The organism is Nocardia sp. NPDC058114, from assembly GCF_042884695.1.
Lineage (GTDB): Bacteria > Actinomycetota > Actinomycetes > Mycobacteriales > Mycobacteriaceae > Nocardia.
The window spans coordinates 254106-268110 of sequence record NZ_JBHVTK010000007.1; the positions used below are offsets into that span (position 1 = coordinate 254106).

12 protein-coding genes are annotated in these 14005 nt (G+C 68.0%); 4 read left to right on the plus strand and 8 right to left on the minus strand.

Translation table 11 applies throughout. The features are described from left to right. Positions 1–26: 26 nt before the first annotated feature. Both ACFVVI_RS25575 and ACFVVI_RS25580 read right to left on the minus strand, forming a co-directional pair. Entirely contained in the window at positions 27–971 is a 945-nt protein-coding gene (locus ACFVVI_RS25575; protein WP_387447189.1) for a hypothetical protein, read from the minus strand. A gap of 19 nt (positions 972–990) precedes the next feature. Beyond that, positions 991–1977, minus strand: a complete 987-nt coding sequence (locus tag ACFVVI_RS25580; protein WP_387447191.1) for a hypothetical protein — start codon at positions 1975–1977, stop codon at positions 991–993. Positions 1978–2370: 393 nt separating this feature from the next. On the opposite strand from ACFVVI_RS25580, the gene nrdF reads away from it, so the two are divergent. Continuing rightward, positions 2371–3333: a class 1b ribonucleoside-diphosphate reductase subunit beta gene (gene nrdF / locus ACFVVI_RS25585; protein ID WP_056812336.1), complete on the plus strand. Its 963-nt coding sequence runs from the start codon at positions 2371–2373 to the stop codon at positions 3331–3333. A 52-nt stretch (positions 3334–3385) separates the two neighbouring features. On the opposite strand, the gene ACFVVI_RS25590 is transcribed toward nrdF, so the two are convergent. Further along, positions 3386–4363, minus strand: a complete 978-nt coding sequence (locus ACFVVI_RS25590) for a cupin domain-containing protein (RefSeq protein ID WP_387447192.1) — start codon at positions 4361–4363, stop codon at positions 3386–3388. Between the two features lie 112 nt (positions 4364–4475). On the opposite strand from ACFVVI_RS25590, the gene ACFVVI_RS25595 reads away from it, so the two are divergent. Next, a complete protein-coding gene (locus ACFVVI_RS25595; protein ID WP_378991512.1) occupies positions 4476–5171 on the plus strand; it encodes an alpha/beta hydrolase in 696 nt (231 codons plus the stop codon). Positions 5172–5189: 18 nt separating this feature from the next. Here the strand turns inward: ACFVVI_RS25595 and ACFVVI_RS25600 are convergent, their stop codons facing one another. Further along, a complete protein-coding gene (locus tag ACFVVI_RS25600) occupies positions 5190–6152 on the minus strand; it encodes a helix-turn-helix transcriptional regulator (RefSeq protein ID WP_387447194.1) in 963 nt (320 codons plus the stop codon). A gap of 63 nt (positions 6153–6215) precedes the next feature. On the opposite strand from ACFVVI_RS25600, the gene ACFVVI_RS25605 reads away from it, so the two are divergent. Then, positions 6216–7367, plus strand: a complete 1152-nt coding sequence (locus ACFVVI_RS25605) for an epoxide hydrolase family protein (protein WP_378991514.1) — start codon at positions 6216–6218, stop codon at positions 7365–7367. 245 nt (positions 7368–7612) lie between these two features. Here ACFVVI_RS25605 and ACFVVI_RS25610 read toward each other — a convergent pair whose 3' ends face one another. Both ACFVVI_RS25610 and ACFVVI_RS25615 read right to left on the minus strand, forming a co-directional pair. After that, the gene (locus tag ACFVVI_RS25610) at positions 7613–9166 is read right to left on the minus strand and encodes an AMP-binding protein (protein WP_387447196.1); all 1554 of its coding nucleotides are present in this window, start codon (positions 9164–9166) and stop codon (positions 7613–7615) included. After that, the gene (locus tag ACFVVI_RS25615; protein WP_387447197.1) at positions 9160–10452 is read right to left on the minus strand and encodes a lipase family protein; all 1293 of its coding nucleotides are present in this window, start codon (positions 10450–10452) and stop codon (positions 9160–9162) included. The genes ACFVVI_RS25610 and ACFVVI_RS25615 overlap by 7 nt, the downstream gene beginning before the upstream one ends. Positions 10453–10547: 95 nt before the next feature. Here ACFVVI_RS25615 and ACFVVI_RS25620 point away from each other — a divergent pair, with 95 nt between their 5' ends. Beyond that, entirely contained in the window at positions 10548–11225 is a 678-nt protein-coding gene (locus tag ACFVVI_RS25620; protein ID WP_387447198.1) for a TetR/AcrR family transcriptional regulator, read from the plus strand. A gap of 22 nt (positions 11226–11247) precedes the next feature. Here the strand turns inward: ACFVVI_RS25620 and ACFVVI_RS25625 are convergent, their stop codons facing one another. Continuing rightward, entirely contained in the window at positions 11248–12975 is a 1728-nt protein-coding gene (locus ACFVVI_RS25625) for a PQQ-binding-like beta-propeller repeat protein (protein WP_387447199.1), read from the minus strand. A gap of 93 nt (positions 12976–13068) precedes the next feature. Further along, positions 13069–13977 carry a dioxygenase gene (locus ACFVVI_RS25630; protein ID WP_387447201.1) on the minus strand — a complete coding sequence of 303 codons (909 nt, stop codon included), beginning with the start codon at positions 13975–13977 and terminating at the stop codon, positions 13069–13071. Positions 13978–14005 lie beyond the last annotated feature (28 nt).

Here is a 14005-nt window from a genome sequence, read left to right on the forward strand (position 1 = left end):
GTCGTCATCGCACCGGCGCTCAGGTGTCAGCGAACCAACGGCAAGGTTTCGCGCATGACCTTCTCCGCGATCGTCGAGTGGGCGGTGACCGAGACCGTCGGCACGCGCCGACCGAGCAGGGCGTCGGTCGGTCCCGGTGCGAGTCCGGGACCGACGACGGCCGACAGCGACGCCATGTCGGCCTGGGCTGTATCGAATCGGTACACCTGGCGCGAGCCCACGGTGAAGGCCGGGGTGTCGTCGATGATCGAGCGTTCCTCGTTGTAGTCGAAGGTGACGATCGCGTCGTGCCCGTCGACGCTCATCTTGCACGTGGTGACGCGTTGATCGGCCACCGGCACCCGAACGCCGAGCAACGGCGCGACCGCGCACGGATCGGCTCCGGTGATCACCGCCCGATCCGAATCCGGCGAGGAACCCTGGGGCGGCTCCTCGCGCCACTCGGTCAACGCGATCCGCACCAGCGTCTTCGCCGTCGCGCACGCGTCCTGCGGCGCCCGCACGCTGAAGGACAGGTCGGCGCCCGCCACGAACCGCGCCCACGCCTGACAGGCCCCGCGCACCTGCGGATCATCCGACGCGGCGGGCTCGTCGTTGAACAGCACCCGCACGTCGCCCATCGACTCCTCGTCCACCGGGCCGTCCATGCTCGGCTCGCCCTCGAACATCACCCCGGTACTCCAGGTCGCGTCGATGCCGGTGAGATGCCCCGGCACGGCGATACTGAGCCGGCACTGATTCGGATGCACGTTCTCGATGTCGCGCACGGTGCCGAGGGTGCCCAGTGCCACGCGGGGGAGCAGCGCGCACACATCGATCGCCCTGACCTTGCGCAGAACCGCGACCTTCTCCTGATCGGAAACCGCTGCGGTGGACCAGAATCCACCCTCGGGCATGAAGTCCGGTGCGGGTTCGCTTCCGCAGGCGACCATCGTCAGCACTGCGGTGGCGATCAGGATGAGCTGTCGCACAGGGGTTCTCCTTGTCCGGTCAGGTGGCGGGGAAGAGTTCGGTGGTCGAACGGAGGACGGATTCGAGGGCGGCACGGTCCGTGCCGAAGACCCGGATGGTGGGGACGGCGGGGCCCATCGGCTCGGATCCGGGTCCGGGCAGGCTGGGGCCGACTATCGCTGTGTACGAGGCATATTCGCTCGTGTCGTCGCTGGGGCCGTACCCTGTGTGGCCGTTGACGGTGAAGAGGGACTTGCCGGTGTCCGCGTAGCCGCGCGCCTCGTAGCCGTAGTCCACATCGATGGCCGCACCTCGGAAAGTGAACTGGCAGGACCATATCCGTAGGTCGAGGACGGTGACCGCAGTGTCGAGCGCGGTGGCGACCTCGCACGGGTCCTTGCCGTGCAGCGCGGTCCGCGGGGTGTCCGGGGAGGTGCCCTGTGCTGGTTCGGCGGCGAGTCCGCCCATTGCGCGGGCCAGTGCGGACTGGGCGGCCGGGCACGGTTCGGTGCCCAGTGGTGTTCGCACGTGGACCGGGAGCGTGGTCGTATTGGCGAAAGCCGCGGTGGCGAGACAACTTCGGTCGAGCTGTCCTTCGACCTGGGGGCCGTTGTCGAGATCGCGCAGAACGCCGACGGTGATGCCGTCGACCTCCTCGCGCCGGGACTGTCCCCAGCCGTACCCGGTCGGCGCGACACCGATCGCCCAGCTGACCGAGGTGCCCTTGCCGCTCTCAGTGGAGTCGAACGTTGCTTCGCACTTGTTCGGGCCGTCGTTCTCGACCGCGAGCAAGGTGCCGATCTTCGCCAGGTCGGTTCGGGGGATGAGCGCACACGGGTCGATCGCGCGCAGCCGACGCAGCAGTTCGAGGCGCTGATCGTCGGAGGTCGGCGCCGTCTTCCAGTACGCGGGCATCGCGGACGCCGCCTCGATCGGGGTGACCGGCCGGTGCCCGGGCAGCTCCTCCTGGCAGGCGGTGAGCCCGATCATGACAGCGGCGGCCACCGCGCAACGACGCCACAGCATCGACAATCCCCCTCGCGCGGGATGACTCCCGCCTCCCTCCGGCTCACGTTCGAGCCGTGTCGAATGCCCAGTGTGCCGGAATCGGCGCCCCGGATCCGCACCGGGCCAGGGTGCGCCGGGCAGTGGCGGCGCTCACCGGTGCAGCGGGTGTCGGCACACATGTGGCGAATCACTGGCGATGCGATGGTGGTGAGTTCGCGATCGTGCCGCACAATGGGGGCCGCGTGTGTGGTGTGGGTGTTCGGCCGGTCGGGTCGAGTTCCGCGCGCCGCAACACAAGCTGTAGTGCTCCCCGAGGTTGTCACCCACTACGAGTAGTGTTTGTGGGTGAAGGGCTTCGCGCACGGCGGCGGGTGCGGGTCAACAGGTCTGGCGGAAAGGTGTGGAGGCGGAATGAAGCTCATCGATCGGGCGTCGGCCATCAATTGGAATCGGGTGCCCGATGAGAAGGATGCCGAGGTCTGGGATCGGCTGACCGGCAACTTCTGGTTGCCCGAGAAGGTCCCGGTGTCCAACGACATCCCGTCCTGGAACACCCTCACGCCCGACGAGAAGCAGCTCACGATGCGGGTCTTCACCGGCCTGACGCTGCTCGACACCATCCAGGGCACCGTCGGCGCGGTCTCGCTGATCCCCGACGCGATCACCCCGCACGAGCAGGCGGTGTACACCAACATCGCGTTCATGGAGTCGGTGCACGCCAAGAGCTACAGCTCGATCTTCTCCACCCTGTGCTCCACCAAGGAGATCGACGAGGCCTTCCGCTGGTCGGAGGAGAACCGCAACCTGCAGCGCAAGGCGGAGATCGTCCTGGGCTACTACAACGGCGACGACCCGCTCAAGCGCAAGGTGGCCTCCACGCTGCTGGAGAGCTTCCTGTTCTACTCCGGCTTCTACCTGCCGATGCACTGGTCCTCGCGGGCCAAGCTCACCAACACCGCCGACATGATCCGGCTGATCATTCGCGACGAGGCCGTGCACGGGTACTACATCGGCTACAAGTACCAGAAGGGCCTCGAGCTGGTCTCCCAGGCCGAGCGCGACGAGCTCAAGAACTACACCTTCGAGCTGCTCTTCGAGCTCTACGACAACGAGGTCGACTACACCCAGGACCTCTACGACGAGGTCGGCCTCACCGAGGACGTCAAGAAGTTCCTGCGCTACAACGCCAACAAGGCGCTGATGAACCTCGGCTACGAGGGCCTGTTCCCGAAGGACGAGTGCGAGGTGAACCCGGCGATCCTGTCGGCCCTGTCGCCCAACGCCGACGAGAACCACGACTTCTTCTCGGGTTCGGGTTCCAGCTACGTCATCGGTAAGGCGATCAACACCGAAGACGAGGACTGGGAGTTCTGAGCGCACCAGTACTGTGAACGACGGCGCACCTGTTCGGGTGCGCCGTCGTTGTCTATGGCGCGGTCTTCGGCTGACCGCGTTTGCGCCACCGCAGCGGTGGCATGCCGAACCGGCGGTGGAAAGCGCGGTTGAACGCGGCTTCCGAGTGATAGCCGACGGCGCCGGCGATCCGGCCGACCGGTTCGGCCGTCGAGCCGAGAAGGCGGGCCGCGTGTTCGAGGCGCCGGTCGGTGACGTAGGCGCCGGGTGACTGCCCGAGCAGCCGGGTGAACCGATCGGTGAACGTGGACCGCGACATCGCGGCCTCGGCCGCGAGTTCGGCGATCGGCCACGCGCGGTCCGGATTGTTGTGGATCCTGGTGAGTACCGGACCGAGGGCGGGGTCGAGGGCGGCGGTGAGCCATCCGGGCGCGGTCGTGTCGTCGGCGGACCAGGCCCGCAGCGCGTGGATGAACAGTAGGTCCAGGATGCGCGAGATCATCACTGCGGCACCGGGTCTGGCGTCGGTGATCTCGACGACGAGCAGGTGCAGACTCGGCGTCAGCCAATCACGGTCGTCGCCTCCCGCCCGGATCAGTACCACCGGCGGCAGGACCGACAGCAGTGGATCGGCGATAGCCTCCTCGACGCCGAAGGTGCCGGTGACCCAGCGTGGCGCCGCCGGATCGGCGAGTTCGGTGACGCGGCGGACGCTGTCGGCGGCGGTGAGCCCGCGCGCGGGCACCGAGGGTGTGCCCACGGAGATCACGTGCGGGTCGCCGCGCGCGAGCAGCGCCATATCACCGTCACGCAGGGTGTAGGACCGGCCGCCCACGCGGAGCTCGAGGTCCCCGCGTTCGGCGATGTGCAGCAGCCGGATGCCGCCGGGCAGCCCGATCGAGAAGGGTGCCGGGGGTGCGCAGCGGATGAGCCGATCGCCGCGCAGCCGGACGGTGTGCAGGATGTCCGACAGGGCGTCGAGGGTGGTGTCTTGCGCGAGGGGATCACCGACGATCGGTTGATCGGCAAAATATACCGGGTCTTTGGTCATGGTATTTGCCTCATCATCCAAATATCGTCAATGGTGCTCGTCGCGTCAATCGGCTCCGCGGTATCGGGCCGATCCGGCAGGCGAGAAATCCGACCGAGAGAGAGGCCTCGCAATGGCTGCCAAGCCGACAATCGTTCTGGTCCATGGATTCTGGGGTGGCGCCGCGCACTGGGCGAAGGTGATCGTGGAATTGAACCGACGCGGTTATCCGGGGCAGTACGCGGTCGAGAACCCGCTCACCTCGCTGGCCGACGATGCCGAGCGCACCAGGAAAATGGTGGCGCAGATCGACGGCCCGGTGCTGTTGGTCGGTCACTCCTACGGTGGCGCGGTGATCACCGAAGCCGGTGATCTGCCCAACGTGGCGGGCCTGGTCTACGTCGCGGCCTTCGCGCCCGATGCGGGGGAGAGCCCCGGTGCGATCAGCGAGCAGTTGCCGCCCGCCGCGTTCGCGAACATCGCGCCGGACTCCGACGGTTACCTGTGGATCGCGCAGGACAAGTTCCACGAAAGCTTCTGCCAGGACCTGACTTCCGAGGAAGCGCTGGTGATGGCCGTGACGCAGAAGGCGCCACTCGGCTCGACGTTCGGTGACACGGTGACCGCGCCTGCCTGGAAGGTGAAGCCCACCTGGTACCAGGTGTCCACCGAGGATCGGATGATCCACCCCGACAACGAGCGGCGGATGGCCGCGCGGATGAACCCGCGCAAGACCATCGAACTCGCCGCGAGCCATGCCTCGCTGGCCTCGCAGCCCGGCGCGGTCGTGGATCTGATCGACGCGGCCGCGCTGGACATCGCGGGCTGACCCGGCTTCGTCGCCGCGCTACTCCGGCGCCACGCTGATCGCGCGGGAGTAGCGGGCGGCGATCCGGCGTAGGTGCTCGGTCAGTTCGGGGCCGCGTTCGATGTCGAAATCGGTGTCGAGGGCGCCGAGGAGGAAGGTCAGGCCGCGCGGGTTGTCGGCGCCGATCTCCAGGCGGCAGGTGTCGGCGTCGATCGGTTCGATGGTGCCGTAGGTGGCGGCCGAGCGCGCTTGTTCGGAGTCGGCGGGGACGTGTAGCCGCACGGTGGCGCGGTAGGGCCAGAGTTGGGCGACACCTTTCGCCACGTGTTGCGCCGCGTTGCCACCGGGGATCTCGCGCGGCGAAAACCGCGGGCCCACCGGGATGGTGGGCTGCATTCTGTCCACGCGGAAGGTGCGCCAGTCGTCGCGGTCGGTATCCCAGGCGACGAGGTACCAGCGTGGGCCCCAGGTGACGAGTTCGTGCGGTTCGGTCTCGCGACGCGATTCGCGGTCGCCGCTGCGATAGTCGAATCGCAGGCGTTGACGGTCGCGGCACGCGGCCGCGATGGCGGACAACACCGCCGGATCGACATCGACGCGAGCCCGGCCGGGGGTCTGGACGTTCGAGACCTGCATGGCGTGCACCCGGTGCCGCAATCGCGCGGGCAGCACCTGCTCGAGTTTGACCAGCGCGCTGAGTGCGGTCTCGCCGATGCCGCTCACTCCGCTGATCGACGCTGTGCGCAGCGCGATCGCCATCGCGACGGCTTCTTCGTCGTCGAGCTGCAACGGCGGCAGCTGCGCGCCCGCCTCGAGGTGGTACCCACCGTCGATGCCCTTCACCGCGCGGACCGGGTAGTCCAGCGCGCGCAGCTTGTCGACATCGCGGCGCACCGTTCTGGTGCTCACGTCCAGGCGCGCGGCGAGCTCGTCGCCGGACCATTCGCGCCGGGTTTGCAGGAGCGCGAGCAGCCGAAGCAGCCGCGCCGAAGTTTCTTTCACGAATTCGACTCTGCCAGTTCTATAGGACAGAAGGTGTCCGCTTGTGGTCATAACGTTGTCCTCATGAGCAACGAGATCATCCCGTTTCACCTCGACATCCCGCAGTCCGAGCTGGACTGTCTGCAGGCCAGGCTGACCGACGCGCGCTGGCCCGCGGAGCAGCCCGGCGCCGAGTGGAGTCGCGGTGTGCCGGTCGCGTACCTGCGCGAGCTGGCCGAATACTGGCGCACCTCCTACGACTGGCGCGCGGCCGAGGCGGAACTGAACAAGTTCGCGCAGTTCACCACCGAGATCGACGGCCAGCGCATCCATTTCCTGCACGTACGTTCGGCGAATCCCGACGCCACGCCGCTGATCCTCACGCACGGTTGGCCGGGTTCGGTCGTCGAGTTCCTCGATGTGATCGGTCCGCTCACCGACCCCGCGGCCCACGGCGGCGATCCGGCCGACGCCTTCCACCTGGTGATCCCGTCGCTGCCCGGCTTCGGCTTCTCCGGTCCGGTCGCCGAGGAGGGCTGGGATCCGGCGCGCATCGGCAAGGCGTGGGTGGAGTTGATGAGCAGGCTCGGTTACGAGAGCTACGGCGCACAGGGCGGTGACTGGGGCGCGTTCGTCACGCCGGAGGTGGGGCGCGCGGGCGGTGACAAGGTGATCGGCGTGCACGTCAATGCCGCGACCTTCGGTTACATCCCGTTCGGCCCGGTCTCCGACGACGAGAAGGCGACGATGACGCCCGCCGAGCTCGCCCGGCTGGAGCGCCTCGCCCGGTTCAAGGGCGAGGGCAACGGCTACTTCACGATCCAGGCATCACGCCCGCAGACCCTGGCCTACGGCCTGCACGATTCGCCGATCGGCCAGCTCGCGTGGATCGTGGAGAAGTTCAAGGAGTGGACGTTCCCGGCCGCGGGCCTGCCCGAGGACGCGGTGAACCGGGATCGGCTGCTGACCAACGTGATGCTGTACTGGCTCACCGGCACCGCGGGTTCATCCGCCGCGCTGTACTACGAGGCCACCCACGTCCGCTCCAGGGAGACCACGCCGCTGACCACGCCCGTCGGCGTCGCGGTCTTCGCCGAGGACATCGCGATCCGGCGCTACGCCGCCGCCGACATCGTGCACTGGTCGGAGTTCGATCGAGGCGGCCACTTCGCGGCGATGGAAGTGCCGGACCTGCTGGTCGGCGACATCCGCGCGTTCTTTCGCGGACTGCGCTGAGTCAGCGGTCCCAGGGCGGTGGTCGCGGGGCGCCCACGGCAGGTCGAGATCGGCGGCGTCGTCGGATGCGGGTGGGACTCGATCATCGGAATGCTGAGCCATGGTTCCTCCTCGAGCGCTGGGGTGGCCGAGCGGCGTCGCGACGTCATGGAGCACTGCTGGCCATGATAGCAATCGGCCGTCTACCAGTGGTTTTCTCGATCGAGCCGGCGGCGCCGACCCCTCGTCGGCGCCGCCTGGTCCGTTCAGCCGAGCGCGGCCAGACCGCGGCGATCGATCTTGCCCGTGGGCGTGCGGGGCAGTTCGTCGACGAACAGCACGTCGCGGGGAGCCTTGAAACGGGCGAGATGGGTTTTCACGTAGTCGCGCACGGTCTCGGCGTCCATCTCGCCCGTGGCCACCACGAACGCGGCGAGCCGCTGACCGAATTCCTCGTCGGGGACACCGATCACGGCCGCTTCGGTGATCGACGGGTGCCGGTAGAGCAGGTCCTCGATCTCGCCGGGGAAGACGTTCTCACCGCCGGAGACGATCATGTCGTCATCGCGTCCGTCGATGAAAAGCCTTCCGCCGGAATCGAAATGACCGAGATCGCCCGTGCTCATCAAACCGCCACGGAGTTGCTTGGACCCGCCACCGGAGTAGCCCTCGAAGGCGATGGTGTTGCCCACGTAGACGGTGCCGACCGCGCCGGGCTCGGTGATCCGGGTGCCGTCGGCGTCGTAGAGCGCGACGGTGATCCCGACCGGGGGTTTGCCCACGGTGCCCGGTGCGGCGATCCAGTCTCGCGGGGTCGCGATGGTGGCCGTACCGGTTTCGGTGCAGCCGTAGAAGTTGTAGATCACCGGGCCGAAGGTGTCGATCGCCCTGGTGCCCAACGCCGACGGCAACGCCGCTCCGGCGGTGAACACGATTCGCAGGGAGCTGGTATCGGTGGTGGACAACGACTTCGGGCCCAGATCGAGGACGCGGCGCAGCATGGTCGGTACCAGCACGACCATGTCGGCGCGATGCTCGGCGATCTGCGCGAGCGCGCGGGTGGCGTCGAACCTGCCGTGCAGCACGATCGTCGACCCCAGATTCAGCGAGAGGATGAACTGGGACAGCGCGGTGCCGTGGAACAGCGGCGCGCACAGCAGCACCGTCTGCCCGCGTCGGAGCGGGACCCGGTCGACGAATTGTGCGGCGGCCAAAGGTGATTCGACTCGTCGTGGTGCGCCCTTGGGCGTCCCTGTGGTGCCGCCGGTGAGCAGGACGAAACCGCCCTGCTGTGCGGGGGTGCCGATCGGTGGGGCGTCGGAGCGAATCACGCTGTCCAGCAGGACTATCCGTTCGGGTAGATCCTGAGCCATCGTGGACAGGGCGGGGTCGAGCACGAGTGCGCTGACCCGCTCCCGGTCCAGCACGTCACGCAACTGCGCCGCGCCGAAGCCGGTATTGAGCAGCACCAGTCGAGCGCCGAGTTTCGCGGTGGCGGCCATGGATTCGACGAGCCGCACTCCGTCGGGACAGAGCACGCCGACCGTGTCACCCGCGTCGAGGCCGCCGGCGTGCCAGCTGGCCGCGAGTGCGTCGGTGCGTTGATCGAGTTCCCGGTAACTGACCCGCTCGCCGTCGCAGATCAGCGCGATGCGGTCGGGTGCGCGGCGCGCCGAGGAACGGATCCCACCGGCGATCGGGCCGAACGCGCGCATGGTGCGGGCGGTGCGCAGGATCTGCGCGGGACGACGCGGATCGATGATCCCGGCCCGTGCCAGGGCGCGGATCTGGCGTAGCGAGGTCTTGGCGGCGCTCAACATACTCGCGGCCCCGGGTCGGCGCCCGCGGTGACCGCGAGCAACCAGGCGACCGTGCCCAGTTCGGGGACGATCTCGGCACTGATGTGCTCGGAGAACGGCACCCGGATCATCCGCATGTTCACGCCGCGGGCGCAGTAGCCGGCGGCGATCGTGTCGATCGCCAGTTCGGCGGGCAGCAGTTGATCGGTGGTCGAATGCCACATCAGCAGCGGCATATCGGGGGTGTTCTCGGGTCTGCCGAAACTCGCGGCGGACAGTGCGGGTCGCGCGGCGGCCAGCGCGGCCTCCGGATCGGTCAGGTACTGCGTCATCGGGCGGAGCAGGGTGGTCGCCACGGAAGTGTAGAGACAACGTTCCCGCAGGTCGTCGGCCACTCGGCGGCCTTCCGGAGTCAGGTATCGCTGTAGTTGGGCGTCGAATTCGGGGTATTCGCGAGCCAGTCCGAGCACGGCGAGCCAGCCGGTGAAGTTGGCTTGCGGCTGCTGTCCCGAGATCGCGAACGGGGCGATCGCGACCTTGTCGCCGGGGATTCCGCCCTGTGCGCTGCCCTTGATGTCGAGCTCGGGAGCGTAGTGGCGGCGTTGCTCGGCGGCCGAGGCGGACGCGTTGCCGCCCCCGGAATAGCCCCACAGCCCCACCGGTGCGGCGTCGAGCCCGAGACCGCCGCGCTGGGCCGCGCGAATGCCGTCGAGCACCATCCGGCCCTCGCTGGGCGACATGATCGTGTTCTCTGTGCCGTCGAAATCGGTGACCACCACGGCCGCGCCCGCCGCAAGGAACTGGCTCATGATGGCCACCTCCTTCTGGATGCCCGCGCGCAGGGTGTAGGACGGATTGCACTGGCGGCCGAGGCTGTCGATCGCCTCCTGATACGAAATCAGCGGGCGCGCACCGGGACCCGGCCACGGAATGCCCGGCATCAGCACGGTGGTGGCGGTGGCGATCGGGTTGTCGTGTACGTCGGAGCTGCGGAGCAGGAGCTGGGTGGTGTGTACGGGAGCCGGGAGGCCGAGCACGTGGGTCTGCACCACCCGGCTGCGGATCACCTCGCCGTTGGCGTAGCCGGCGAGGTCGGCCGGATCGGCGTACCAGGGGTCGTGCTGCGGTGTGGGGATCGGCACGACCGCCGGATACACCTGCGCCTCGTTCGGCAGTGGCGGCAGTTCGAAATCCTGGGCGCCCGCCGGACCCCCTGCCGCCAGCGCCGTCATCGCGAGCAGGGGCAGGGCTCGGGCGCCGAGCCGTCGGAGCCGGGGCGACCGGCAGGTGGCCGTGCTGCGCTGCATGGCATCTCCTTCGATAGGTGATGCTGATTACAGCATGACGTCTTGTTGAGAACAAGAGTTCTTGTTTATATTCGGCAATCTGTAGGCTGAGCTGCGTGACGTCGACCGACAAGAGCCAAGTCCGCTCCCGGCGCATCCAGGGCCTGGACGCCGAACAGCGCCGCGCGCGCAGGCGCGAACAGATCCTGGCCGCCGCCTTCGACCTGATCGCCGCCGAGGGCTACGTCAACACCGCGATCGAGCAGATCTGCCAGACCGCCTTCGTCGGCAACAAGGCCTTCTACGAGCTCTTCGACAGCAAAGAACACTGCTATCTGGCGCTGCTGCAGCAGCAGAGCGAACGCGCGCAGGACAGGGTCGCCACCGCGCTGTCGGAATCCCCGGGCACCCGCGACGAGGTGGTCGCCGCCGTGATCGGCGCCTTCGCCCACTCGATGGTCGACGACCCCCGGGTAGCGAAGGTGACTTTCGGTGAGGCCAGCGGCATTTCGGCGAAGGTCGAACAGCAGCGGCGCGTCAACCGCCGCTGGGCCGCCCAGTTCCTCGAAACCCTGTGGCGCGAATACGGATTCGTGCCCCCCGCGGGAATCGGCGTCGACCTGCACGCCCTCGCTGTCTCCGCGATCGGCGGCCTGTTCGAAACCGTCGCCGACTGGCTCCACACCGACGCGGGCGCGACAGGCGACATCGACGTCCTGATCAGAGATCTCACGGCCTTCATCGAGATCGTGCACCTGGGACTGGCCGCCGCCGCGGACCGTTCAGGGCACTGAGGTCGCTGTGCGGCGCCTGTGGTCAGGGCGCGAATCCGATCAGCTGTCGGCCTGCGGATTTGTCGGTGAAGGGGACCAGGATTATGCCGGGTGCGGCAATGATCTGGGAAGCCTGTCCGGATCCGAGTGGTACCGGGGATGGGTTCTCGGCGAGGTCTTCTCGCCGCCAGGTACGCAATTGCTCCCCCCTGACAGTGACCAGTTCTTCGGTCAGCAGCATCGAGTCGGACGGTTTCAGGCTGACCGATCGTGCTACGGGGTCGGCCCGTGACCGAGCTGGATCCCCACCCTCCGACAGAGTGATTCCGGTATCCCCGGAGATGGTGACGACCGTGCCGGTCGCGGGATCGAGGGCGATCACCTCGACATGGCCGGCTGTGACGGCGGCAATGCTGAGCAGTTCGGGAGAGGTGACGACCAGGTGGTCGAGCGGTGCGTTCCGGTAGCGCCAGTCGACCGACAGCGCGTCCTTGCGCACGGAAACCGTCGGTGCGCGATCGGGGTCGGGGTTGGGGAGATCCCGCTTCGCGATCTGCGTGCCGGTAGCGGGATCGAGTGCGAGAACGGTGGTCCACGCGGACTCCGCATTGCGGCAGATCAGGAGGCGGTAGACCGCGGGGGCGGTAACCGCGATCTGCGACCCCTTCTTGGCGCAACCCTCGGGTGGGGCAGGTTCGGACCACATGTGTCGCCCGGTGCGAGCGTCGTACCGGGCGAAGTTACCGAGCGAAACGCCGAAGAGTTCGTCATCGACCAAGGCAAGCGCGGTTTCGCCGGCGGTGCCGAAGCCTCGGGCGACTCGCATCTCGGATCGGCTGTCATCGGCGAATTCGGATTCGGTCCAGAGCTTTTCGCCGGTGGTGGCGTCGAATGCGATCCACCCCAGGTGGTTCCAGCTGGTGACGACAACATTCTCGGCCGGGATGGACAGCAGGTTTTCCGCGCGGTGGAAAACACCGCTTTCGGCGGCGTCCGGCCGTAGGTAGTTCCAGCGGAAAGTGCCCGTCGCTCCGTCATAGGCCGTGATGCCGGCTGTGGTGCCGACGACGAAGCCGGGACCACCGACGACTGTGCTGCTTCCTTCCTCCAGGTCCATGCGAAATCGCTCTTGCCCCAGTCGATTCGGGATCGGCGGTGCGACTACCGAAGCGGCGGTGCGATGGTCGACGGACCGGTCGTCGTCACCGGCCCGCAGCGCCGCGCCGGTGGCAAGCGCGCACAGCAGCAGGCCGATCGTGGCAGGCACCGCGATCGTGCGCGTCGTCGGTGTGAAACGTGGTGCGACGGTGAGGGGATAGCAGAGGGCAAGGATGCCGAGGCACACGAGAACCCAGGCGGCGAGCGCGGTGGGCAGCCGGGGAAAGGCTGTGTAGTGCTCGAATATCTGCTCCGTGACGGACGGAACGTGCAGTTGCACTGTGCGCCCGATGGCGACGGCCGAGACCAGATATATCGTCACGCCGGGGTTGCCGAAACCTGCGGCGCGCAGTCGTCGCGCCGCCAGGAGAACGACAGCGACGACGAGCAGTGCCGCGCCGCCGACCACGATGGCCGACATTCCCAGGGCATCGGGTAGCTCGGCTGGAGCATCGTCTTGTGGCGTGACCGGGTTCGCCGCGGCGAGGAACCGACTGTAGAGGCCGAGCGTGACGCCACCGATCAGTACCGCGGTACCGAGGGCTGCGGTCGACGTTGCCAGCCGCGAACAGTCCGGTAGCCGTGGCAAAGACGTAGTGCGGCTGTTGTTCATCGACCCTCCCCAGCGATGGCGCGACAGAGTCGCGTCCTGAGGATAGCGGGCTCACGGCTACCCGACCGTTCAGCGTCAGTACCCGCGGACTCGTCAGCGGGGTGCTGGGCCGCCGGGCGGTGGGCCGCCCGGCGCCCCGTTGCCGGAGGGAGGCGAGCCCGGGAAACCGTTGTCGGACTGGGTGTTCTGGGATTTTTCTGCTACGCCGATGGTGAGTGCGACGGACAGGCCGGTGGCCGGAGTGCCGGTGACGGTGGCCAGTTCGGCGTCCCAGCCGTCTCCGAAGACGCCGTCGGAGGCGAGGGTCACGCCGGACAGGTTGCGGGTGCTGTTCACGTAGCCGGAGTCGGCGTCGAAGACGGCGGTGCACGCGTCTTGGGGGAGGGCGATCTGGGAGGTGAGGCGCGCGTTGTCGCCCGCGACCGCGGTGGCGAGGGAGTCGTAGACCTCGAAGTGGATGTGGGGCCAGCGCCCGGCGTAGCAGGCGGGGAAGATCGAGGTGAACCGTACGGTGCCGTCGTCGTCGGCCACCTGGACACCGCGCAGGTAGTTCTGTTCGGTGGCGCCCTCGGTGTAGAGGGAGTACCGGCCCTCGCGGTCGCAATGCCAGACGTACACCGCCATTCCGGTGCCTGCCGCGTTCTTCACGAGGTCGCGCAGATTCAGCGTGAGTGTCATCGGAACACCCTGGGCGGTACCGGAATACGCGCCGAAGCTGGTGGTGATATCGGAGCGCACCACACCGGATTCGATCAGGACATTGGGTCCGTTGGAACCGTCACCCGGGTAGGGGCCCGCCGTCTCCTGCGGTGCCGCGGCGGGTGTTTGCGCTGACGCGGAGGTGGCGCTGCCGGCCGAGCTCGTGCTCGTGCCGGAGCTGTCGGTCGCGGCCGCGCAACCCGCCGCCGCTGCCGCGACCCCGGCGACGCCGAGGAAACTCAGCGCTCGCCGCCGTGACATCACTCGAAGATCGTGCCCGAGTCCCAGATCGTGCTCACCCATAGCTGCTCCTTCGCTGCCTTGTTGCCGA